Source organism: Bacillus rhizoplanae, assembly GCF_917563915.1.
Classification (GTDB): Bacteria; Bacillota; Bacilli; order Bacillales; family Bacillaceae_G; genus Bacillus_A; species Bacillus_A rhizoplanae.
Genome location: NZ_CAKJTI010000035.1, coordinates 1 through 23,306 on the forward strand (window position 1 = coordinate 1; position 23,306 = coordinate 23,306).

General features: G+C 33.6%; 22 protein-coding genes. 1 reads left to right on the forward strand and 21 read right to left on the reverse strand.

The window, feature by feature from the left end:
- Positions 1-364: 364 nt before the first annotated feature.
- The 16 genes from LRP84_RS19705 to sleB form a co-directional block, all read right to left on the reverse strand.
- Positions 365-1,060 carry a glycosyltransferase family 2 protein gene (locus LRP84_RS19705; protein ID WP_230576632.1) on the reverse strand — a complete coding sequence of 232 codons (696 nt, stop codon included), beginning with the start codon at positions 1,058-1,060 and terminating at the stop codon, positions 365-367.
- Positions 1,061-1,156: 96 nt separating this feature from the next.
- Positions 1,157-2,419 (reverse strand): glycosyltransferase family 2 protein, encoded by a 1,263-nt coding sequence (locus LRP84_RS19710; protein WP_230576633.1) that lies wholly within the window; start codon positions 2,417-2,419, stop codon positions 1,157-1,159.
- A gap of 519 nt (positions 2,420-2,938) precedes the next feature.
- On the reverse strand, positions 2,939-4,651 hold the full coding sequence (locus tag LRP84_RS19715) for an ATP-binding protein (protein WP_230576634.1): 1,713 nt from the start codon (positions 4,649-4,651) through the stop codon (positions 2,939-2,941).
- 236 nt (positions 4,652-4,887) lie between these two features.
- Positions 4,888-5,754: a Cof-type HAD-IIB family hydrolase gene (locus tag LRP84_RS19720; protein ID WP_230576635.1), complete on the reverse strand. Its 867-nt coding sequence runs from the start codon at positions 5,752-5,754 to the stop codon at positions 4,888-4,890.
- A 425-nt stretch (positions 5,755-6,179) separates the two neighbouring features.
- Entirely contained in the window at positions 6,180-6,335 is a 156-nt protein-coding gene (locus tag LRP84_RS19725) for a DUF1540 domain-containing protein (protein ID WP_230576636.1), read from the reverse strand.
- 70 nt (positions 6,336-6,405) lie between these two features.
- Complete coding sequence (locus tag LRP84_RS19730; protein ID WP_230576637.1) at positions 6,406-7,629, reverse strand: cytochrome P450 family protein; 1,224 nt, start codon at positions 7,627-7,629, stop codon at positions 6,406-6,408.
- 173 nt (positions 7,630-7,802) lie between these two features.
- Positions 7,803-8,156 (reverse strand): hypothetical protein, encoded by a 354-nt coding sequence (locus LRP84_RS19735; RefSeq protein ID WP_230576638.1) that lies wholly within the window; start codon positions 8,154-8,156, stop codon positions 7,803-7,805.
- A gap of 45 nt (positions 8,157-8,201) precedes the next feature.
- Positions 8,202-8,996: a DUF817 domain-containing protein gene (locus LRP84_RS19740; protein ID WP_230576639.1), complete on the reverse strand. Its 795-nt coding sequence runs from the start codon at positions 8,994-8,996 to the stop codon at positions 8,202-8,204.
- 228 nt (positions 8,997-9,224) lie between these two features.
- Positions 9,225-10,256 (reverse strand): DUF1835 domain-containing protein, encoded by a 1,032-nt coding sequence (locus tag LRP84_RS19745; RefSeq protein ID WP_230576640.1) that lies wholly within the window; start codon positions 10,254-10,256, stop codon positions 9,225-9,227.
- A 603-nt stretch (positions 10,257-10,859) separates the two neighbouring features.
- Complete coding sequence (locus tag LRP84_RS19750) at positions 10,860-12,092, reverse strand: hypothetical protein (RefSeq protein ID WP_230576641.1); 1,233 nt, start codon at positions 12,090-12,092, stop codon at positions 10,860-10,862.
- A gap of 178 nt (positions 12,093-12,270) precedes the next feature.
- Positions 12,271-13,029: a DUF3959 family protein gene (locus tag LRP84_RS19755; protein WP_230576642.1), complete on the reverse strand. Its 759-nt coding sequence runs from the start codon at positions 13,027-13,029 to the stop codon at positions 12,271-12,273.
- Between the two features lie 195 nt (positions 13,030-13,224).
- Complete coding sequence (locus tag LRP84_RS19760) at positions 13,225-14,247, reverse strand: homoserine dehydrogenase (RefSeq protein WP_230576643.1); 1,023 nt, start codon at positions 14,245-14,247, stop codon at positions 13,225-13,227.
- Positions 14,248-14,364: 117 nt separating this feature from the next.
- Positions 14,365-14,877, reverse strand: a complete 513-nt coding sequence (locus tag LRP84_RS19765; protein ID WP_437438796.1) for a GNAT family N-acetyltransferase — start codon at positions 14,875-14,877, stop codon at positions 14,365-14,367.
- A 133-nt stretch (positions 14,878-15,010) separates the two neighbouring features.
- On the reverse strand, positions 15,011-15,616 hold the full coding sequence (locus LRP84_RS19770) for a YhcN/YlaJ family sporulation lipoprotein (RefSeq protein WP_437438797.1): 606 nt from the start codon (positions 15,614-15,616) through the stop codon (positions 15,011-15,013).
- Positions 15,617-15,634: 18 nt separating this feature from the next.
- A complete protein-coding gene (gene ypeB, locus LRP84_RS19775) occupies positions 15,635-16,975 on the reverse strand; it encodes a germination protein YpeB (protein WP_230576645.1) in 1,341 nt (446 codons plus the stop codon).
- A gap of 18 nt (positions 16,976-16,993) precedes the next feature.
- Positions 16,994-17,743, reverse strand: coding sequence for a spore cortex-lytic enzyme (gene sleB / locus LRP84_RS19780; RefSeq protein ID WP_230576646.1), 750 nt, complete (start codon positions 17,741-17,743; stop codon positions 16,994-16,996).
- A 294-nt stretch (positions 17,744-18,037) separates the two neighbouring features.
- Between sleB and LRP84_RS19785 the strand changes: the two genes are divergently transcribed.
- On the forward strand, positions 18,038-18,373 hold the full coding sequence (locus LRP84_RS19785; protein WP_230576647.1) for a YqzG/YhdC family protein: 336 nt from the start codon (positions 18,038-18,040) through the stop codon (positions 18,371-18,373).
- A 429-nt stretch (positions 18,374-18,802) separates the two neighbouring features.
- Here LRP84_RS19785 and LRP84_RS19790 read toward each other — a convergent pair whose 3' ends face one another.
- From LRP84_RS19790 to kynU, 5 genes are all read right to left on the reverse strand, one after another.
- Positions 18,803-19,354: a GNAT family N-acetyltransferase gene (locus LRP84_RS19790; RefSeq protein ID WP_230576648.1), complete on the reverse strand. Its 552-nt coding sequence runs from the start codon at positions 19,352-19,354 to the stop codon at positions 18,803-18,805.
- A gap of 51 nt (positions 19,355-19,405) precedes the next feature.
- Positions 19,406-20,314, reverse strand: coding sequence for a serine hydrolase domain-containing protein (locus tag LRP84_RS19795; RefSeq protein WP_230576649.1), 909 nt, complete (start codon positions 20,312-20,314; stop codon positions 19,406-19,408).
- 108 nt (positions 20,315-20,422) lie between these two features.
- Positions 20,423-21,262 (reverse strand): tryptophan 2,3-dioxygenase, encoded by an 840-nt coding sequence (kynA, locus tag LRP84_RS19800; RefSeq protein ID WP_230576650.1) that lies wholly within the window; start codon positions 21,260-21,262, stop codon positions 20,423-20,425.
- A 35-nt stretch (positions 21,263-21,297) separates the two neighbouring features.
- A complete protein-coding gene (gene kynB / locus LRP84_RS19805) occupies positions 21,298-21,927 on the reverse strand; it encodes an arylformamidase (RefSeq protein ID WP_230576651.1) in 630 nt (209 codons plus the stop codon).
- Positions 21,928-21,929: 2 nt separating this feature from the next.
- Entirely contained in the window at positions 21,930-23,216 is a 1,287-nt protein-coding gene (kynU, locus tag LRP84_RS19810; protein WP_230576652.1) for a kynureninase, read from the reverse strand.
- Between the last annotated feature and the right edge of the window lie 90 nt (positions 23,217-23,306).

Here is a 23,306-nt window from a genome sequence, read left to right on the forward strand (position 1 = left end):
ATACTGAATTTAGCAAATCTCTGTTTTCTATTATATAGAAGTTTCACTTTATTGGAATTTCATTTGATGTCTAGATTAAAGTACATATATAAACTTGAAGCTATATAAATTTGTAACTTTCTAACTGTTGAAAATTTATAAGTGAGTTGTTTTGAAATAATTCTCTGTTAAAAGTGTTGTTGAATTTCTTGTTAAATTAACTGACAGGTTAGCTTTACATGGAAGATCTAAATCTCTCGTTTCTGCTAAATTATTAACATTATCTATCATTTTACAAGGTCAAAAGTAAAAACATAGAGATGAAAAAATCTCTATGTTTCTATCATTAGATATATAATAAGAGCCATACCATTCCCTCTAAAGACTACATATATGGAAATTTAGACCGTTCAACAAATGATCGGAAATCGTCTGTATTAGCGACAATTCCACCCCATTGCATAAAATCTTCGTCAGATAATTTCCATGTGTGTTTCTGAGTATCATGACGTACGACAGCAAAATTATATTTATCAGTAGAATAGATTTTAAAACCATTCTTTTTACAGCTATCTATAAAGAAATAATCTTCAGCTCTATTTACTTTTTCAAATTGAACTTTTTTAAATACTTCTTTTTTGAAGATGAGAGTAGCTCCTGCCACAGAATCAGTAAAGGTATTTTCTGTATTTGATACTAACATCAATGCTTTTTTATTCTTAAAATAAACATAATAAGAACTTTTACCTAAAACAGAAATTTCTTTATCTTTAAATTCGGGCATCGCATGAGCTAAGTAGTATGCACCATAATAATCATCATCATCAAATTTGGCTATATAATTATATTTAGATTTTTCCACTCCGAAATTTAAACAATCACCTAAAGTTGCCTGTTCATGTAGTTGATACACATGGACATTTTGATAATTACCAGCTTTTTTTTTCCATTTATCTAGATTCATAGTATCCTTATTTAAAATAATAATTAATTCTTTATCCCTCCATACTTGCTGTTCATAGTTTCTAAAAACATTTTCTATATACTCCTCTCTTATTGTACAAGTAATGATTGAAACCATTTTCTTTTCCACTCCTAACATTATATAGATAACTTAGACAAAGAAAGGATATCAAATAAAGATTAAAATTCTGAAATCTATTTTAGGAAACCCTCTCTATTTTGATTTTTCCCCAACAATTTTCTTTAGGATATAAATCAAATTGTTGTATTTTTTTAGATTATTTATTTTATTGATGTCAGATAAAAGTTCATTTTTCTCCTCTAAGCCAAAACCTGCTGCATTTAATATGTTAATATGTCTAATATCAACTTTTAACAAAAGTACAATAGTCTCTAGAATCACAGTGAACTTTTTTTGAAAAGATAGTGAATCATTTGGATGATTTTGAACGAGTAACTTATATTCATCTAATACTTTGTTCATCATTAATAAATCTGTAATTCGAGCAAGTTCTAAGCCTAGGATAAGAACGTCTACATCAGGATGTTTTAGCGTAAATAAGTGGTAATTTCTCATCGCTTCTTTCCATCTGTTCTCTCCGATAGGATGCTCCTGATGATAAGCTATAACTGTCTTACTAACTAAATATTTAGCTCCAGACTTATATAAGCGGTATCCTAACTCCCAGTCTTCATAACCATAATTTATAAAATCCTCATCGAATGGCCCAACTTGTTCAATTAATTTTTTACGTACGGAAACATTTCCGGTTAAAAAGGCCATCCAGGGGAAATGAAATCCATTTAACTGCGCGTCAAAATTTTTTAGTATTGTATTATACCAAGATGCTGAAGGGGTCTTAACTATTAATTCTTTGTAAAGCTTGGTATCAATATCATTCCATTCTAATAACGGATAGGAAGCAGTAATGTTCGAATGCTTAAAGTTTTTAATTCGGTCGTAGAGCACTCGGTTATTTCTTGCATTTGTGTATATTTCGTTTATTTGTTCTTGATTAAATTCAGGGAATATACAAGAATATACAGCGTTATAATACATACCTCCTGATAAAACTAAGTTATCCATTAATTGATGTTGATTAAAATGATTTTCAACAAATTCAGGTTCTACAATCATTTCTGCATCTAAAAATATAAGAATTTTTCCTCTTGAATATTTAATTCCAGCATTTCGAACTTTCGCTCTACCAAGATTTCGTTTGGATCTAATATACTTAAAATGATAAGAAAAATGATGCTTTCGTAACATTTGTAAGGTTTCATCAGTTGAAGCATCATCGATAAAAAGGACTTCCATTTTCGAAAGGTCGAATGTTTGGTTATCTAAAGAATATAAAGTTAATAAATTTAGCGGGTATTTATTATAGGAGGGAATGATAATGCTTACTTCTATTTCATGATCTTTATTCAGAGCCTTCTTATTTTCACTAGGGGTATTCAACTTTGTTTCATCCATATACTCAAATTCTCACTCTCCATCTTTATTCTCTCTCCTTTTCAAACACTACTATAGTTAATGCGAAAAAAAGAGAAAAAGATTGGACAACCTCACTAGGTAAAAGCGTTTTTTTAACTAAAATCTTTTCGATTGTAGAAATAAGACTCCTCTAAGGAATATATCATTTTTGAGTACACTTACATATGAGTATTTCTTATTTATATATCCTCTTCTTGTTTATTAATTATTATTTGGATTTCTAAAGCCTCGTAAAACCTCTTATTGTAATGAAGAAAAAAGTGAATTTATCAACATGATGTCTATATGAAACTTTACCACAAAATGATGGTGCTATGACTTGAAGGTCTATTTACATACAAAATAAGAGTAAAAGAACTTACCGAATAAAAAGTAGATTCTTTTACTCTTATTACATAAGTTTATTTTAAATTTATTAATTGAATTTAAGTATTTTTCTTTTGTTATATTATCCATTAATATATCTAGCAAATTGAACCAACAAAAATATACCTTATATTAAACAGCTTGAGAAATTGGTAAATAAATTTCCACCGATGTCCCTACTCCAACTTTACTAGCTATATGAATTCTTCCTTGATGACTTTCAATAATTTTATAACTAATCATTAGACCAAGACCTGTCCCTTTTTCTTTCGTACTATAAAAAGGTTCTCCGAGTTTTATAATTCTTTCTTCCGGAATCCCTATTCCCTCATCTGAAATACAAATAACTACCTCATTGTCGTTCATTTTTTTAGCAGTAATTATGATATCCCCTCCATTTGGCATTGCTTCAATAGAGTTTTGTAAAATATTGATAAATACTTGCTTTAATTGATTTTCGCAGCAATCAATATACAAGAAGTCAGGATTTGATTGGCATGCAATGTGAATATTTGTCATAATTGCCTTTGTGTTAATTAATGACACAACATTTTCTAATATAAAACAAAGGTTCTTCCTTTCGAAAGAAGTAATCTCAGGTTTAGCAATCGATAAAAATTCATGAATGATAGATTCGATTCGCTCAATTTCAGAAATCATGAGTCGAAAAAATTCTGTATCATGTCTTTCTCGAGTTTGTAATAATTGTATAAATCCTTTAATGACAGTTAGAGGGTTTCGTACTTCATGCGCAACTCCTGCAGCAAGTTGACCAACCGCGGCTAATGTATCTGATTTATTTAATAATTCTGCCGTCTTTTTCTTCTCTGTAATATCACGAACCATAACCATAACTTTATCTGTTAAAAGTGGCAAACATCTTGCCTCAAAAAAATAAGTACTATCATGCATTGGTAAGGAATACTCTACAATTTCCATAGAATGTTTCTGTTGTATTTTTACAATTGCTTCGTGCAGCTGCTGGGCGACATCTGAAGGTAAAACATCTTGAAATTTTTTTCCCATAAATTGTTTGACAGGTACATAAAACTTTGATGGGCAGCCTGCTTTATAATCAACGATTGTTCCATCAAAATTTGTTAAAAAACATAAATCTGGAAGTGCTTTAAAGATTAATTCTAACTCTGAAGATTTTTCTATGAGTTTCTCTTCTATCTTTTTTCGATGCGTAATATCAATGCCAATTGCCCAATGGCTATATCCAGGGACAGGAAATTCCTCCGATATGTTTGACCACACAATCGTTTTTTTATCACCGTTTTTACAAGTAAGTATCATTTCCCAACCTCGAAAGTTTTTACCTATCACAGAAAATTCATGTAGCTGTTGATTTCGGTATCCTTCATCGGGATAGAGAAGTTCTAGCGCATGGGGATTTTTAACAATTTCAGCCGCGCTATAACCTGTTACTAGTTCGCATTCTCTATTCCATACAACGAAACCACCTTCTTCATCACATGCATTAACTAAAACCGGCATGTTTTGTAAAATGGTATATAGATTTCCAGCAGGTATTAATAGATTTTCCTTAAGTTGCTGCAATTTACTAGTTATTAACGCTGCAAGAGATTTGAAATATATTGTGCAAGACTCACCAAGATTTTTGGGAGCAAAAATGATGAAGTCACCAATAGCTTGTTCATTTATTATAATCGGGACATGAATTTTCATATGTAAATTTAAATCAATGGATTGTGCACCGTAATGAAATAATACCTCTCCATTACAATCAAGAAGCTGATGTGAAATATGTGTTAACAGATAAAATTGTTCTGCTATTGTTTGTATTTCCTCAATATTAATAAGTTCCCTAAGTCGGTACATATACTCCCACCTCTACCTCTATATATGTAATTTAAATGTATTTATATTAATTTTTTAATTATGTCTAATTTTTAATTTATTTAGCTTTTTTATTATACGAATTATATTCATCAAGGTACATAGAAAAAGAAGAGTTATTTAGATTTTTTTTGTTTTTTAATAGAATTGAGGAGAAAAGTGGATAAAAACAAAAAAAATCGAACAAATTCCAACAAAATTTGTTCGATTTTTCATCATTAACTATTTATATTATTTAAGACATAGCGTCGAAGGGCATAAGCAACACCATGATCATCATTTGAAAGTGTTTTGTAATGACAAATTGATTGAACCTCTTTTACTGCATTTCCCATTGCGATAGATATGCTGGCTTTCTCCATCATAGACATATCATTTAACCCATCACCAATTGCAACAGTATGTTCTCTTAATATGCCAAGATGGTTCGCTAACGTGTATAAGCCATTTCCTTTTTGAGCATGAATATGATTGATTTCAAGATTGTGCCAGTAAGATGCGGTAATTGATAATTCCTTATTATTGACGAATTGATCTTTTAATAACTTTAAATTGTCCTTCTGATACGAGAATGGTAGAATTTTATGAATATAAATTTGCTCTGAAAATAGTGGTTTGCAACTTGCAATTTTTTTGCTTTCAGTATGCTGTAAATATAAAGCTGCTATATGTTTCAGTTCTTCTTTATCAGTATGTGAATCAGATTCTATTATACAATCCATCTCAAATTGAACGCTTTCTTCGCCATATTCTGGAACGTATACACCTTGATCTGTATACAATTGATAAAACATATTTTTTTCTTCTAGATAATCAACAATTTCTTTCGCATGTTCATTTGCGATTGGATATCGTTGTAACATTTTATTACTTGAATACAAAATTGCACCGTTTTCGGCAATGATTGGACATTTTAAATTTGCTTCTTGCAAAAGTTTTTGGACATCTATTATAGAGCGCCCTGTACAAATAGCTACAACATGTCCTTTTTCCTGACATTCCTTAATGGCGGTAGCATTTTCTTCACTAATTACTTTCTTTGATGTAAGAAGAGTTCCATCTAAATCAATTGCAATAAGTTTCATTCGATCCCCTGCTTTCGTTTCTGTATAACGAGTGATATCGTTTTCATATATGAGTATATTTTTGTTCGTATTTAACAACATCTTAGTTATAATTTATGAAACGCATTTCAGGTCAAGGATTAAATGTTTTTTCTTATAATAAAATTATTAATATATACTAAACACATATAACGTCATGATTTGAGTGACGTTATAAAGGATATTTCTCTCGTTTCTCAAAAAATTTTAGAAGTATGAATTCTTTTATTCATTTGTTTTACAAAGTCGAATGGAACAATATATATAAGAAACTAGACGTTTACTTCAATGCTGCAATATTCTTTCTTTAAATAAAAAAACGTATAAAACTATGAATGAAAATGATATTTATTATCGATAATATAAATAATAAAAGGGTAACCTACATCGTGGCTACCCCTAGAAAATTAAACTTCTGGTATAAATGTTTTACAATCTGTTTCTTTACTATCAGTTGCTTGTTTACCTGTATGACTTACTACATAAATTGATTCTGCATTGCACTTATTTCCATTACCCCAGTATTGACAATTGTTTACTTCACAAAGAACATCTTGAGCCATAGTATGACACCTCCTTTTTGCTTAGTATTAACAGTATTGAGAGGTGTCATACTGTTTCGTATTCATTTGTCTAGAAAGATAATGGTAATCCCTCTAATGATCTCATTAAATAATTACCACTCCACTTTATGTCCTCTCTTGTTCCTTTTATTTTAAGATTAGGCATTCGGTGTAATAAGGTAGGAATTGCAATTTTCGCTTCTAAACGAGCGAGCGGTGCACCAAGGCAGAAATGAATGCCATGTCCAAAAGAAAGATGACGGTTATTTTTTCTTGTGATGTCAAAAACATCAGCGTTTGGAAATATCTTTTCATCGCGATTGGCAGAGGCTAATGAAATGATAATCGCATCTTTTGCCTGAATGTTTTGACCATGTAATGTAAATGATTCCGCTGCCCAGCGCATAGTCGTTAATTCAACAGGGCTGTAAAAACGTAATGATTCTTCAATTGCTGAATCAATTAAATCAGGATTTTGTCGCAGAAGCTGCAACTGATCAGGATGCTCAAGCAACGCTAAAGTCATGTTTGTAATTAAATTAACCGTTGTTTCGTGTCCAGCAACGATAAGCAGCATAATCATCGAACTTAATTCTGGTGCACTTAATTTTGTCCCTTCGCTTTCTGCTTGTATTAATGCACTTACTAAATCGTCTGTAGGATTTTCTCGTTTTTCATCTATTAAATATCGTAGATAGTCAATGAATTCACCTAGTTTTTGATCGATTTCATGAATAGCTTCTGGAGTCTCTGGAGAATCAATAACCGCATGTGACCATATTCTAAATTTATCTCGATCCTCTTGAGGAATACCAAGCATCTCGCTAATCACAATAATTGGCAGCGGGAAAGCATAATCGTTTACGAGGTTTATAGTGTGCTGGTGTTCTACTTTATTTAGTAAAGTATCAGCAATGGATTGAATACTATCTTTCAGCTGTAAAATCATCTGCGGAGTAAAAGCTTTTTGAACAAGGGATCGCAAGCGACTATGGTCAGGTGGATCAGAGTTCAGCATCTGTTTTCTCAAAAATTCTCCATTTTTCAGTGTAAAAGAGGCTTCAAATTCTTCTTTACTAAACACATTTTCAGCATTCTTCAGTAATCGTGCATCTTTCAAAAGATTCACTGCATCTTCATATCTTGTAATAAGCCAAGCTTGAGGATATACCGGATAGACAGGATGAGATGCACGTAGCTCTTTGTAAATGTCATATGCTTCATGCTTAAATTTTGATGAAGTTAATTGTATCTCAGGCAATGTGTTACGATTCATTTCATTGTTTGAAAACATACTTCCAACCTCCATCTTTAGAAATATTTGGTGGCTGTAGCACCTAATGACCATTATAACGCATTGAATTATATGAAAGTTGAGAAAATTGCGACTTAATATTACTTTTTATGTTGAAACAAAAAAAGAGATGTTCAGATATACACTTCTTGCTTGTTGATTTACATAATTTACTACTCTAACTTTACTATGTTAGGTACATCTTCCCTATCATATTTTTTTGTGTATGTATTTCCATCTGGAGTAACAAATAATAAAGTAATTTTGCCACAAACACCGGAGTGAAATTGAAACTCCCCTTGTGAATTTGTAACAGTACGCTCCTGATTAACGATTGAATTTTCATAAACTTTCACATTAGATACAGGTTGATTCTTATAATCTACCGCAACAGCTTTGATTTGAACAGCATTAGTTCTACAATCTAAATCGTTTTCATTATTCATTTTATTGAATACAGTAATCACTATTCCGAAAGCAACTATTATAATACATATAAAAAAGGCTATTACTCTTCGTTTCTTCAAGACGGATCGCCTCTTTTGTTTAGCATTCGTATTCCTACATACTTTTTAGCTATTATAATTATGGTAAGAAGAACTATTACTTTTTTGGATTTTGATTTGTTTTAGTTGTATCACAATCATAATGCTAATGACAACAAGTAAAAACCATGAACTAATTTTCCCAATGTGAACAAGTTTCCATGTTTCATGTTGATTTGGATATTGCCATGCTCCAAAAAATGTTGCGATATTTTCTGCAATCCAAATGAAAAAACCAATCAAAAAAAACGAAATAACAAGCGGCATTTTATATGTGACCTCTCGCAAAGAGAAATGTACATAAGTGTGAAAAAAGACCACAAATAATAAGGCCGTTAGAATCCAGCGGAAATCATACATAAAGTGGTGTGTGAAAAAATTGAAATAAATCATCGCTCCCAATGGTATCGTCCATATCGCATTTGGCCATCCTTCTACTTGCAAGTGTAGCCTGCGCCATGCTTGACATATATAACTAGCAACACTCGCATACATAAAGCCACTATATAACGGCACTCCCATTACCTTTGTCCATGCTTGTTCTGGATAGGACCATGAACCATAATGTACTTTATAAATTTCTAATGCTAGCCCAATGAAGTGGAAAACGGTAATCACCTTGAGCTCGTCTTTTGTTTCTAGTCCGGTTTTATACATTCCATATTGAATGAGAAGGCAGACGAGCAAGATAAAATCATAACGGTATAGACCGGGAATATGGATAAACTTTGAAAGAGCAAGCGTCAAAAAAATCAGTACAGGAAAAATGCAGGAAAGAGCTTGTTGATAACCAAAATAAAGTAATTGTCGTAAATATACCATTCTTACTCTCCTTAAATCGTGTATCAGCTGTTTGATAACTACCATTCATTTCATTTTTGAAGATCTCTCTATAATCTTCGACTTAAGAAATATTTGGTAAATGTAGCATTTAATCCTCATTATAACGCATTTAATTTTATGAAAGTTAGGAAAAATGCAATCGTATATTACTTTTTATATGAAAATAAAAAAGGAGATGTTCACATATACATCTCCTTTCATTCGCTATCATTTTTCTGGCTGTGCCAATCGCACGCTATAAGATCTCATGGAATGCAAAGATCCCGTCATATGAAAAATCCCTTTTTGTATTAATGTTTTCAGGCGATATTCAATAAAAGTATCAGCTATACATTGTTCAAAATGTCCTAAAACTTTTCCGACTAATCGAGAAGCTTTATAAAATTGATCTGTAAAACCATCAGTTTCTAAACTTTTAGCACATTGTATGATGAAATGATCCATATAATCTTCTGAAACAGAAACAACACGATTATTCTCCCAAATACGTAAAACTGTGTGCTCTTCGCGTAATGTTTCCCATTCATTTTCGAGCACTTGTCGCTCTTCTTTTGTTAAAGGAGATTGCTTTTTATATGCTTCGCGCATTGCCATTAACCTATTAGGAGCAAGTTCTGCGGTATGGCGTACTATGTAATCTAAATTTGGTGTGCGAAATAACTTATCAAATCCATCAGCTGTATTTACGACATATATATTATGAGTAGCCTCTTTTAGTAAAAATAAAACAAAAGTAAGTCCTACATGTTCATATGCATTATTCCCTGTCCAAATTGTAATCGGAATATGAGATGGAATCGCATATAACTTCTCTAAAGTTACTTTCATTTCTTGCAAATATTCTTCATAAAAGTAGCCTTCTATCGGTAATTTTTCCTGGAGCCATTGCTGACGCGCTATTTGCCCTGCCCCTTCATCTAAGTGAAAAAGAGGACCAATAGAAAAGGCATCAGAAAATAACAAAACATGCTCTTCTTGAATATTTGCTTCTTTTAAAGCGTATTTTAAAGAACCTGCTGCTGAATCACCAAAAACGATATGGACATGCTTGCTTTTCGTAATATCAGTCTTTTGTATGTACTGTTGAATTAGTTCTTTCGGTGTATTTGTAAGTGAGGTGAATGTTTCCTTATTAAAATGTGTTTCTAGTGAGTGAAGTTGTGTGAGTATATTGAAGAGCACTTCCTTTGCTTCTTCTTCAGTTAAGTGTTCGAGTGTTTTCTGTAAATGTTTGAGCATAGTTTCTCCTTTATGTGTGTATTTTTATTAGGAATTGGCAGAGGCTTTACGTTACTCAACTTCCTCTTCTAACCAAGGAATATAATACTACAACTAACTTAATAGATACAAAATATATTTGACTGTTTCTCATATCAATTATACATGATCTACATGATCAAAAAGGAGGACTAGCTAATCATGCCGGTAATCCAATACGGTAAAACAACAATAGAATAGGACATCCAGTATACACAAACAAAAACAATTAACGTAACAGTTGAATGGATGAAAGGTGTACAAATATTAGCATCTAAAGGCATTACTGATGAGCAGCTACTTCCTATATTAAAAAGAAAAGCACCATGGATTGCAAAAAACTACGTGAAATTAATAAAATTGAAGATCCTATCAAAAAAAGAGTTTGTAAACGGAGAGAAATTTTCTACTTAGGTCGTAATTAGCGATTAAAAGTATATAAAACAGATATACTATCCTCTCCCACTTTATAGTATTTGTAAGGAAGGTTTATTGCGGAAATCCTAGATGATATGGATAACGGGAAATGCAATGGAGACCAATGAGACAATTGTTTAAAGAATGGTAGATTTACATTTTCCTTCATTATTTTCTCATCAAAAACCAAGCTGGTTTATTTTTTGTCGTTCGATTCCCTTTCGCCATATAATGGAAAAAAATTTTATGTTCTATTAGTGGGAATAAAATTTTGTTAAGCTCCCTACCGCCGATAATCCATAATGTTCCGCCGCGATTGCGTTTATCTATTATTTCGACATTTTGTGCTTTCAAATATGTCATAAGATCAAACTGCGTGGTTTCTGCCTGCTCTTGCTGTGCATCTTGTTTTGATGTTGTCTCGCTTTTTTTATTTGTTAAGTATGAACCAAATAAAAACCAAGCTGGTTTATTTTTTGTCATCCGATTGCCTCTTGCCACAAAGCGAAAGAATATGTTCTTTTCTTTTAATGGGAATAAAATTTCATTTAACTCCCAGCCACCAAGCACCCACAATGTACTTCCAAATTCACGTCTGTCAATTACATCTACATTGTATTTTTGAAGATATGCAACTAAATCAAAAGTTGTGTTAGGTGCTTGTTCTATTTTCTCTTCATTAGAAACAGCAATTGGTGTTTCTTCTATTTTCTCTTCATTAGAAATAGCAATTGGTGTTTCTTCTATTTTCTCTTCATTAGAAATAGCAATTGGTGTTTCTTCTATTTTCTCTTCATTAGAAATAACAATTGGTGTTTCTTCTTGTTTTTTGACAACGACATTGATTATTTCTTGTTGTTGCATCATTTGTGCGAATACTTCTTGTATCGTTGTTTGAATGGATTTTCCAATCGTTTCTTCCACTGTTTTACTTAATAGTTCTGTTAATTCATCGCTACTAATCTCAGATGTCTTTTGTTGCAACTCTGGATCGCGATAGTCCGGAGCTTGGAAGCTAAGATCGCCATATAACTCCATAAACCAAACTGCGATTTCAAAGACAATACGATAGATTTGTATGGATTCTACGATACTACCGTAATGCACATTATGACCAGCTTTATTGCCGATTTTATGAATTAAGCCAAAATAATTACGGAACTTTTCATCTATAATTCCTTCATGAAATAGCTTAAATATGCGTTCTATATGCTTTATCTCATATCCACTTTGTAAATTTTCTTTATCCCAAATCTCTTTTGCAACAACTTCTCCAAATAGACGAGCTTTAACGATTGTTCCATGCGGATCATTATAGACGCTCTTTTCTATGCTATACGCAATATGTGCCAGTTTTGGATACTGCGGTTGCAAAAAGGAGAGTACATATTTTTCTTGCATGATGTCCCCCCTGTTATTAATGTATTTTTTATATTTTACTATAAGATCGTTAATTATATATTTTGTCTGCATAAAAAATTTCGATATTTAATATGTTTATTATATAGTGAAAAAACCCGCATACCCCATTGATTATTGCAGGGTATTACGGGTTTTTATAGTTGTACAAACATAGTTTCTATGCATTATAACGATTTCTTCTTCGTTCCATTCTAGTTTGTCCTTGTCCTGTTCCGTTATGTTGCTCTGTTTGTGTTGTATGGTAAGTTGGTATTCTTTCTTCATGATTTCGTTCATACGGACGAGCTTCTCTTTGTTTGGAAGATTTTTTACCGAACTTAAACATTTTAAATTTAATTCTTGGTAAACTCGGAATACGAATTTTAAATGTAGGTCTCATTCGCTTCTTTTTTTGTTTAAATGCGCTTGTTTTGTCTTGTCCGTTACGACTGTTATTACGATATAGTGCATTTGCAAGTAATCCGCCAATTAAAAATCCTGCTACTAGAATAAGTAAATACAATCGTTCTGTTGTGAGTAGGTTCATCATCCGCCCTAGAACCGCTAATGAGTGTACTTGTTTTATATCCCACAACATTGCGCCCCATAATGCGAGTAATCCTAGTGTAATGGCATATGTACGGAATCGGAATAAAAACGGGATCACAGCAATACATGCAGCAATTTTTGCGTTTGCTACTAAGGAGCTGGTTGTTACGAATTGATTCCAAATAGTCAGCAAGAGTGTGATAAATGCTGTATAAGCTACCCAACTAAATATTCGTGAATGCATTCGTTTTGCATGATAACTTCCAAAACTAGTTAAAAACAATAATCCTCCCATAAATAACGATAATTGTAGAGGAATTTGTTTCATTATACCTGCAACTGGGAACAGGACGCTGAGCACCATTAACAGTACATCAAGTTTCTTCACAATTCTCAATCCCTTTCAGCTTTCTTTCTAGCTTCTATATAATACTGGTATTTTTCTGTTTTGTATATGTACAAGTAATCAAACAATAACATGCTTACAAAACATCTTAATCCTATTCATGGTAAAAAGTAAACAAAAAAACACAGCTTAAATTAACAATAGATAGCTACTTTTGTCATATTATCGGATGTAAATCTACATAAGATCTTTCCGGTATAGATTAATTACATCTTTTAATGCTGCAGCTGCAGCTCCTCTTGGATTGGAAGCTCCGCCGATGGAAGAAACTGTCCCCATCGTATCCGTGTAAAAAGTGATTCCTTTATCAGTTCCTATAACACTTGATAGTGAGTGGTTCAGGTCTACTGCATACGGTTGTACTTCAAGCCGCACTTCTCCATCATCATCTGTATATGTTCTCGCTATTAGTTTCATTTGTTTTCCTTGTTCTTTTGCTTTTTGTATATCTTGTTTTGATAGATTTTCAATTCCTTTAACAGTGACATCTTCAAGTGTATATTCTGTATGCAGTAAACTATTCGATAATAGCAATAACTTACAAGCGCTATCCATTCCACTTACATCTAATGAAGGATTTGTTTCAGCAATTCCTTTTTGCTGTGCTTGTTGCAACGCTTCTTTGTACGAAGTGTTATCTTCATGCATTTTCGTTAAAATATAATTTGTTGTCCCGTTTAAAACTCCTTCGATGCGTTCAATCTTGCATCCCGCTAAGCTGAATTGACCTATATCTAATGTAGGAAGTGCTGCGGCTGTTGCTCCACTATAGCGGATGCGTACATTTGCTAATCTGGCTGATTCGTTTATTTCTTTCCAAGACGTTACAAGTGCTCCTTTGGAAATAGAAACAATATCCATGCCGCTTTCAATAGCTTGTAACATATACTGCTTTCCTGGATTGCCATTTTCGAGATTGGTTGGTGTAGATTCAACTAAAACATGACCGTTCATTTTTTCATTATGAACCGAATGTTGTTCTATGTATTTGTGTAAAGCTACTGACCCCTCGCCTAGAGTAAGCAAAATATCGATACAAAGTCCCTCTGGATGATATAATTTTAAATCACTTCCAATAATACCAACAAGGATTAACTCTAAACCGAATTCTTTTTGAATAAAGGATGCTTTTTCATGAATGAGTTTTACAAATTCTTTTCCAACAGTGCCGTAACCGGTAAGTATTAGTTTTATCTGCATAGTATCCTCCGTAAACAACTTCAATAGTTTCTGCTTTATTATTAAAATTTCTTTATAAATAAGGAGGATATACACTCTCACATTATACGCATAATCCTCTCATATTATAGTATAAATTTATCTTGTGTCTTCTGAAGTTTTCTTTTCCAATGATAAGTATAAAACAAGTTGCGGTCCAATTGGTCCCATTCTACGATGTCCTCTATCTTCAAATCCGACTGTTACATATAATTTTTGCGCGGGAATATTTCTTTCATTGACTGCCAACACAATTTCTTCTATGTTCGGAAAATATGAATCTACATAATGTGGCAGCTGATATAACGCTTGTTTTGCGTATCCTTTTCCTTGTTCTGTGTAATCGATTGAAAAGGAAACAAGCAGTAAAGAATTTTCTTTGTTTGTATATTCTCGTACACGTTTTCCCGCTTGCAACGCAAAAATACCAACTGGTTTGTTATCAGCTAAAATAACAATAGGATTTCGAGTTGAATCTTGTTCTATTTTTTTGAGTAATTCCATTGGATGGGCTGTAAATTGCACTTGTTCTTCAGGTAAAGTAAATGTTTGTAAAGATTCTTTAAATTTTTCCGTATATGGAACGAGCTGAATAGATCCATTCATTTGCATGACGTATATTCCTCCATTTACAAAAACGTATGTTTTCTTTTATACAAAATCATATAATATTTTTATGAATAAATAAAACATTCGATTTTTTTTCAAGAAATAATCCCCGTGCTATATAACACGGGGATTATTTTTATCGTTTTAAATTTTGATTGGATTGATCAACTTGTTCTTGTTTTAATTCATTTTGTTCACTTTTGTGTAATTGTTGATCGTTTTCTTTAGTTGGATTGATCTGTTTGTTTTCAAATACATCATTTGGTACTTGCGGCATTACACGCCCGACAATTGCTGCGAGTTCATCAAGAACTCCTTTCCCTCCGTTTCCTTCCTTTATTTGTTTGCCCATTTCTTTTAAGCGCTGATACGTATCGATATCTGCTACAACGACTGCATTTGCCCCGAGTGGATCATGTTTTAAACTCTCTGCTACTGAATATTTGATTGTCTCTACTCGAGAGCGATCTAGTTTTGCGTCAACATCAATTCCGACAACTGCATATCTTCCAAGTACAACTGCTGTTGCATCGTTTACACCCGGTACGCTCGATGCTAATTTTGCTAAGTGATCCGCCACTTTTTCATCTGATTTATATGTAACATCTTGATTTGCTTCGTTTTTTGTTGAAATCAATTTGGCATTCGAAGTTGGACTTGGACTCGCTGCATTATTGTTCTTTTTTGTACTGCAGCTCGCTAATAGAAGCAAACAGATACAAAAGTAAAAGATTTTTCTCAAAGGTGTCACTCCTATTCATTAATCATAAACTTGTTCTACACTTTGTAGTTTTTTCACCTTTTCTTCCATGCCATTATTGGCATTAATAAAGATTTGATATGTGTCTTTGCCAAGTGTTCCTAAAAATTCATAACATAGTACTTCTTTATGCAAGTCATTTACAATAACTGCTTCACGCTCTTCCATAACTTTTAAATTCGGATTGATTTTCTTTCGTGCATCCGAAGCCGATAGTGTTGGTTTTGGAATTTTTATATCTTTACGAGAAGCTAAATAGTCTTTTGCCGAAAAGCCGACAATCGAACCGTCATCGAGTGCGATTTTCATTTGAATGGACTCTGGATATATACGTACGTTGTCCCGATTCGTTACGAATGTGAAAACGCCGACAGAATCGTATTGTGAACTTTCATATAACTCCATATTTTTGAATTTATTTTGTTTTAAAAAGGAAAGTCCCTTTTCTCCTGCTTCATTTAAGCTCATTTTTTGTTCTTTAATTTCCCGATTGCTCATGACCCAAATTGGATAGCCACCTTGTTCAGTAATGTCCATATTCGTTTCACTATTTGTCTTTGGATCTTTCACAGTAATGCTATAAAATTTTTGTTTTGCTCCCTTGCTACTTTTTTCAACAGAAATCTTTTCATCTCCCTTTAAGCTAAGGAAAGATTTTGCAATATTTATTGCTTGGTCTTCCGAAATTTTCGGACCAGATATGTGCGTCTCGCCTTTTTTTTCTTTTTCCAAACTTGTAAACGTTGGCCCAAAATGGCTTTCTGAGTAAGATTGACTGTTTTTTTCTACTGTTTTAAATCCATCAATAATTGTGTTATCGGCTGGATTATTATTAGAAGCAAGAGCTAGTTCAACATCCATCCAACGTAAGTTATTTTTCAGGGCCAGATGCTGTACTTTGCGCAGTTCATCTTGAATATTTGCAGCATTATTGTATAGCTGCTGGAGTGTATTATATTCTTGGTCATTTAATGGTTCTTTATCTAAATCGCGTATAGCTGTACGGTAGCTAAAGTCTCCGATATTTGATAAAAATTCTTCTGTTTTATTAAACGGGAGCAATGTAAGTGGTAATTGGCCAATATCAGAATGTGCCTGAGATGTGATGCGCCACACGTCGGCTAATGCAGGTGATAATGATGTTCGTGAATTCATTGCTAATGTTGTCCCGATTTTATCGTGTAATAAATCAACTTGATATGCTAAATCATGGAAAGCGCGCTGGTAGTTATTTTCAGCGTGAATTAATACGGCATTTTTCTCTTGGTGCTCTTTATATCCCCAATATCCTGTACCTACAACTCCAATTGTTAATAAAACGATAATGAAACCTCTCAACATATCTCATCCACCTCCTAACTAGTTACAAAAAATGTGTCTTCCAATTTTTTTGATTTGCGGACGACTCCAAATCCATTTGCTTGTTGCTGTATCTGGATTAAAATAATAAATCGCGCCGTCAGATGGATCCCATCCGTTAATCGCATCAAGTACAGCTTTTTTTGCTGTTTCATTTGGTGTTAAATTGATTTGTCCATCCGCAACAGCGGTAAAGGCACGCGGCTCATAAATCACACCTGCCACTGTATTTGGAAAAGACGGGCTGCTGACGCGATTTAAAATAACAGCTGCTACGGCAACTTGTCCGATATAAGGTTCACCGCGAGATTCTCCGTATACAGCATTTGCCAATATTTTAATGTCGTTTTGCGAATATCCATTTGGAACATTTGTACCTTTATTTGGCGCTGGTTTGTTATTTTGCTTATTTGCTGTGTTATTTGGTTGTTTTTCGTATTTTGTAGCTTTAACGAGTTTTTGTTTTGTAGCTGGACCTGCAAGTCCGTCAACCGGTAATCCAAACTTTTCTTGAAAATTCCGAAGTGCCCAATATGTACCCCATCCAAAGACACCATCTACTTTTCCATTGTAAAATCCAATATATTTGAGCCTTGATTGTAGTTCGGTTACATCTTCTCCAGAGGCCCCTTTTTGAATGACTTGATTAGAAAAAGCCCCTACCTCCTTTTCATGAACACTACTTACTAACAAAGCAGCCGCCAATGTAACGAGTAAAAGCAGTACTTTGAAGAAAGCTTTACGATGCATAGTTCAACCTCCTTGAATATGACGATGATTTCAAGGTTATTTTTTGTAAATGATGCGGTTTTATGTAAGGAAGACAAAAAAAGGCAAATTCATATGAATTTGCTTAAGTGTAAACACTATAGAAAATGCTATAAAATGAAACTTCCATCAGTGGGGGGGTTTATACCCTACTGATGGTTAGTTGAACCAATTGTGCTCTTACGGGCAGTTATCCTCTACCTATTTTCTTCGCTTTCTCTGCATCTTGAGGTGGAGGTCTTACTGCCCAAAAGTAGCGGGATAAAGGAGCTTAATATGAAACTTTTATATACTCGTTTAATTATATGTATCGGACTTGCTACAGTAGCTTTATTTATAAACAGACCGTTCTCAATCGTTCATGCGCAGCCTCCATACGCAAAATGGGGAAAGATTGCAGTGCAAATGACGAAAGAAAAATACCCACAAGCTGACATTATTGATTACCTCCACATAGGAAGAAAACCGAAAACGACAAATGTATCCGTTGAAAAATTTAAGTTGTGGTTGCGAGAGAAGAACGGAAAAGAATTTGGAGTATTTGTTGATGTAGAGTTTGAAACAAAAACAGAAACATTTTTAAACATTATTTTTAAAGAAACACCGAGATAAGAAAAGACAAAATACCGCAACAGAAGAACAAGAATTATGTAGAGTGAGTTTAGAAGTAAACTGATGTTGTTTTGATTGCATTCTAAACATTCATGTGCGGAATGAACAATTATAGAAATGCGTATTCTTAGCAGTGCGGAACGTTGGCAGAATACACTTAAACGAAAACATTACTTTACAATTGTGTGTAAGTATGGTACAAGTTCTGTAGGTAGATTTGTTATTTTACAATGCAATTTGTATAAAAGGACAGAATTTCTTTAAATATATATGGGCAGTTAATTACCGAAAAATAAAGCCTGTATCTTTGATTACTTAGTAATCAAAGATACAGGCTATTTTTATTGTGTACTCCTTCTTAAACTAAAGCACCCGTTTGTTGAATATGAAATATTTGTAGTAAAAGGTTTAGTATTATTTAGTACTTTTCTATTCCTCTTTGTGAAGAATATAATGATAATATTGTTGGTCTTCAATCTCTATATTTTCATTAAAACGAAAACCACATTTTTGAATTACTTTATTTGAGCTTACATTATGAGGAAGAACAATGGTATTAAGTAGTTCAACATCTGTATTCTCAAACAAATATTTTACCAATCCTTTTACTGCTTTTGTTGTGTATCCCCGATTTCTGTAATGTTTTGAAATAGCAAAAGCGATTTCTCGGTTTGGTTCACTCAGCTCTTCTTTGATACCTGTATTGCAGAAACCAATAAATTTGCCAGTTTCCTTTAATACAATTCCTAACTTCAAATAATTTTGACCACCGATATTAGGTACGGCTGACAAAAACTCTTTATTGGATGGTATCTCATAATTTGTAAGCCAGTTTAATCGTTGTTCTCCTGTTGAACGCCAATCTGGCAAAAATTCATAAACTTCAGGTTGTGAAGTAAGTTCATAAATAGCATCAACATCTTCAATTCTAAACTCTCTTAGTAATATTTCACTACAGTCTATTGTAAATAAATTGTTCATATCCATCCCCCAACTTATTCTTTGCAAACATTCATTCTGTACTAAGTTAATTTAGTGCGTTTCTTGTAAATGTTTTATAAACAGTTTAAGCGGCACTAAGCCCCGCTTTGGCATTTGACTACTAATGACTGCAACTAGCTCTAATTGAGGAACAATGATAATATACTGTCCGCCATATCCCATCGCAAAATATGTATGGTATGGCATGTGGAAATGGTTTTGATCTAATACCCACCAATGATAACCGTATGCCCCAATATGTTCATATGTTGTAAATCTTTCTTGATGAGATTGCTCAATCCAGCTTGAAGATACAAGTTGCTGTCCGTTCCAATATCCATTTTGTAGACATAACAGGCCGATTTTCAGCATGTCTTCTGTTTTCATTTTCATGCCAAAACCGCCGACAAAAATTCCCTGCGGATCTTGCTGCCACTCATAGTCGGTAATATGTAAAGGATCAAATAGATGTATCTTTGCAAATTGTCCCGCCGTCATGTTAGTTGCATTTTGTATAATATAGCTTAACAGATGCGAGGAACCTGAATTATAATTCATTTTTGTTCCGGGCCGATTCATTATTGGTTTCTTTAAAATATAGTCTATCCAATGATTGGATTCGACAAAATCATTTGGAAAGACAACACCATTTCCAAACTCCCTCCATTCCTCACCTGTTGTCATCGTTAATAAATGGTATATAGTCAAATCTTGTTTTTCTTTTGGTATATTTGGAATCCATTCTATTATGGGACTATGTATGCTGTTTATAAAACTCTTATCAATAGCGATTCCAATGAGAATAGATACGATACTTTTTGTAATAGAATTGATTTTGTATAAGTTATGTGCACATTGTTCTGTTTTGTAGTATTTTGTAGTGAGTTCACCACGTTGATGAATTAGAAATGAATGTACTTTCTTTTTTTTGAACATATTTTCTAATGCGTAAAAATCCAATATACGTTCCTCCAAATAAAGGCTTTTTCCTACTAGTCTTTACTATATCATGGAATAGTTATGTAAAAGAAAAAGTCAGCAGCTGGTAATAGCTACTGACTTTTTCTTTTACAATTTTGTCCGGATATTCCAAAGCTCTGGGAAGAAGGATTGGTCCAGCACACGTTTTAAATAAGAAACGCCTGAAGAACCACCAGTTCCCATTTTATGTCCGATAATACGTTCTACAGTTTTCATATGACGGAAACGCCACTGCTGCAGCCAATCTTCGATATCGATTAGCTTTTCAGCCAATTGATATAAGTCCCAATATTTCTTTACATCTGAGTAGACTTCTAACCACGCCGCTTCTACTGTTGCATCTGCTTCATATGGTTGCGTAATATCACGCTGAAGCACATTTGGGTTAATTGGAAATCCTTCTTTTGCAAGTGTTTGAATCGCAACGTCATATAAACTCGGTGTATGAAGCGCCTTATGTAGACGAGCGTGCAATTCTGCATCTTTTTCATAGATTTTAAGAACATGTGGTGTTTTATAGCCAAGCGCAAATTCAATCATTCGATATTGATAAGATTGAAATCCGGATGCTTGACCGAGTGAATCACGGAATTCAATATACTCAGCTGGTGTGAGCGTGGCAAGAATATCCCATGATTGAATAATTTGCGATTGAATTTTTGAAACACGTGCAAGCATCTTAAAAGCAGGTGCAAGCTTTTCGTTTTTGATTGATTCAATAGCTGCTTCTAATTCATGTAAAATTAATTTCATCCAAAGCTCACTTGCTTGGTGAATCACGATGAATAACATTTCGTCATGATGATCAGAGAGTCGTTTTTGGCTAGATAGTAAATTATCTAGTTGTAAATATTCCCCGTATGTCATGTTATTACGAAAATCTGTATGAATCCCCTTCTCCATAATTACTTTTTCATTTTCTTTCATATGTGTACATCCTCTCTATGCAGTGTAGGCTATTTTTATAATGGTTTTATTACAGCACGAACCGGGCTACCGTCTGCATCTGTTAGCGAAAGCGGCAGGGCAATAAGTTCGTAGTCTCCGTCTTGTACATTTTCTAGAACAACATTTTCTAAAATATGAATACCGTGTTTAAATAACTCATGATGTGCTGCTAGCTCTTTATCATCAAGCGGATCAACAGATGGGACATCTACACCGATTAAGCGCACTCCCTTTTCATGAAGATAAGGTGCAAGATCAGCACGTAAATACGGAATTGTTTCAGGAAATACGTGCGGATTTGTTTTTGATGAGGTACGTAATAATAATCTACTAACCCCTTCTAAATCATGCGTTTTTAATTCTTTTGCTCCGATGCTTTCATAACCTGTTACATCAATAATTCGAGCAGGACCGATGTAGATGTTAATATCAAGATCACTTACTTTTTTACCATCATTATCAAAATGAAACGGCGCATCAATATGTGTTCCAGTGTGAATACTCATTGAAATTTTACCAACATTAACAGATCCGCTTTGTTCTTTTGTCCATGACACTTCATAGGAAAAAGGCGTATCGCCCGGCCAAGTGGCAATATCATTGTTTAGAGGTTGAGAAATATCAATCCACTTGTTTTCTTTCATCCTTATGCCACAACCTCTCGTTTATTTTCAAATTGTTTATACTGCTCTTCCACCATAATCTTCTTCAAAATTTGTACGGCTTTCCATACTTCTTCATACGTGTTGTATAAAGCGACAGGAGCTAAACGAATACCATTTGGTGCGCGAAAATCAGGAATAATTCCATTCGCTTTTAGTGCCTTACAAATACGTGCTGCTTCTTTATGTTCTAAATAAATATGTCCGCCTCTTTTTTCATCTTCTAACGGATTACCAAGTGTAAAGCCCATATCTGTTAATTCATGATGTATTAGGTTTATCATATAGCGTGTAATATGAAGAGATTTCTGTCGTAATCGCTCTATGCCCACTTCTTTAAAAATTTCTAAAGAACCGATAAGCGGTGCAACACTTAACACGTGTGGTGTTCCAATTTGATATGCACCAGCATGCTCAGCTGGCGTAAGTTCGTGCTCCATATCAAACTGTTTATCTTTTCGGGAGCTAAACCAGCCTGCTAATCCTGGTAAACGATTGAAATGCTTTTTATTAACGTACAGGCCACCAACTCCACCTGGACCGGCATTTAAATATTTATAATTACACCAAACTGCAAAATCGACATCCCATTCTTGAAAGTGATGCGGAATAGAGCCGATGGAATGACAAAGATCAAAGCCAATATGAATACCACGTTTATGTGCTTCTTTCGTAAGAAGCTTCATATCTAAAATTTGCCCGCTTCGATATAACACAGCCGGAAGTACAATGAGCGCAATATCTTCTGTCATTGCTGCAATGATATCTTCTTCATTTAACATTCTTCCATCTCTGCTTCTCACTTGAACGAGATGTTCAGCAGGATCTAGCCCTTTTAAACGAATTTGGCTTTGCAATGCGTAAATATCGGATGGGAATGTTAATTCATCAGCAAGGATTTTTGTTTTCCCTTCCTTTGGTTCATAAAACGTAGCGACAACTTGATGTAAATTTGTTGTCGTGGAACCGGTTACAATCACTTCTTCAGGTGAAGCACCGATAAGTGGAGCGCTTAATTCTCCTAATTGCTCGGATAAGAAATACCATGGATACTGGCCTTCTGTCCAACCATCAATGCCAAATTGTTTCCATGAATCTAGCAATGTTAATAAAGATTGTTCAGCTCGTTTTGATAAAAGCCCAAGTGAGTTTCCATCTAAATAAATTGTTCCTTCTTTTTTATAAAACTCATATTGAAACGATGCAAGCTCATCATAAATGTCACATTGACGAGCATGTTCGTAAGATGGTTCAAATGGTTTTGAATACATTCTATCACCTTCTATTTAATTTTCTTTCAATTCTAATTAGTTAAAATATATCATCAAAACTGACATAACGTCAATGACATAATGTCAGTT

Coding starts and splice junctions, on each gene's coding strand:
- LRP84_RS19705 (WP_230576632.1), bottom strand. CDS start 1,060: ATGGTTTCAATCATTACTTGTACAATAAGAGAGGAGTATATAGAAAAT.
- LRP84_RS19710 (WP_230576633.1), bottom strand. CDS start 2,419: ATGGATGAAACAAAGTTGAATACCCCTAGTGAAAATAAGAAGGCTCTG.
- LRP84_RS19715 (WP_230576634.1), bottom strand. CDS start 4,651: ATGTACCGACTTAGGGAACTTATTAATATTGAGGAAATACAAACAATA.
- LRP84_RS19720 (WP_230576635.1), bottom strand. CDS start 5,754: ATGAAACTTATTGCAATTGATTTAGATGGAACTCTTCTTACATCAAAG.
- LRP84_RS19725 (WP_230576636.1), bottom strand. CDS start 6,335: ATGGCTCAAGATGTTCTTTGTGAAGTAAACAATTGTCAATACTGGGGT.
- LRP84_RS19730 (WP_230576637.1), bottom strand. CDS start 7,629: ATGTTTTCAAACAATGAAATGAATCGTAACACATTGCCTGAGATACAA.
- LRP84_RS19740 (WP_230576639.1), bottom strand. CDS start 8,996: ATGGTATATTTACGACAATTACTTTATTTTGGTTATCAACAAGCTCTT.
- LRP84_RS19745 (WP_230576640.1), bottom strand. CDS start 10,256: ATGCTCAAACATTTACAGAAAACACTCGAACACTTAACTGAAGAAGAA.
- LRP84_RS19750 (WP_230576641.1), bottom strand. CDS start 12,092: ATGCAAGAAAAATATGTACTCTCCTTTTTGCAACCGCAGTATCCAAAA.
- LRP84_RS19760 (WP_230576643.1), bottom strand. CDS start 14,247: ATGCAGATAAAACTAATACTTACCGGTTACGGCACTGTTGGAAAAGAA.
- LRP84_RS19765 (WP_437438796.1), bottom strand. CDS start 14,877: ATGCAAATGAATGGATCTATTCAGCTCGTTCCATATACGGAAAAATTT.
- ypeB (WP_230576645.1), bottom strand. CDS start 16,975: ATGTTGAGAGGTTTCATTATCGTTTTATTAACAATTGGAGTTGTAGGT.
- sleB (WP_230576646.1), bottom strand. CDS start 17,743: ATGCATCGTAAAGCTTTCTTCAAAGTACTGCTTTTACTCGTTACATTG.
- LRP84_RS19785 (WP_230576647.1), top strand. CDS start 18,038: ATGAAACTTTTATATACTCGTTTAATTATATGTATCGGACTTGCTACA.
- LRP84_RS19790 (WP_230576648.1), bottom strand. CDS start 19,354: ATGAACAATTTATTTACAATAGACTGTAGTGAAATATTACTAAGAGAG.
- kynA (WP_230576650.1), bottom strand. CDS start 21,262: ATGAAAGAAAATGAAAAAGTAATTATGGAGAAGGGGATTCATACAGAT.
- kynB (WP_230576651.1), bottom strand. CDS start 21,927: ATGAAAGAAAACAAGTGGATTGATATTTCTCAACCTCTAAACAATGAT.
- kynU (WP_230576652.1), bottom strand. CDS start 23,216: ATGTATTCAAAACCATTTGAACCATCTTACGAACATGCTCGTCAATGT.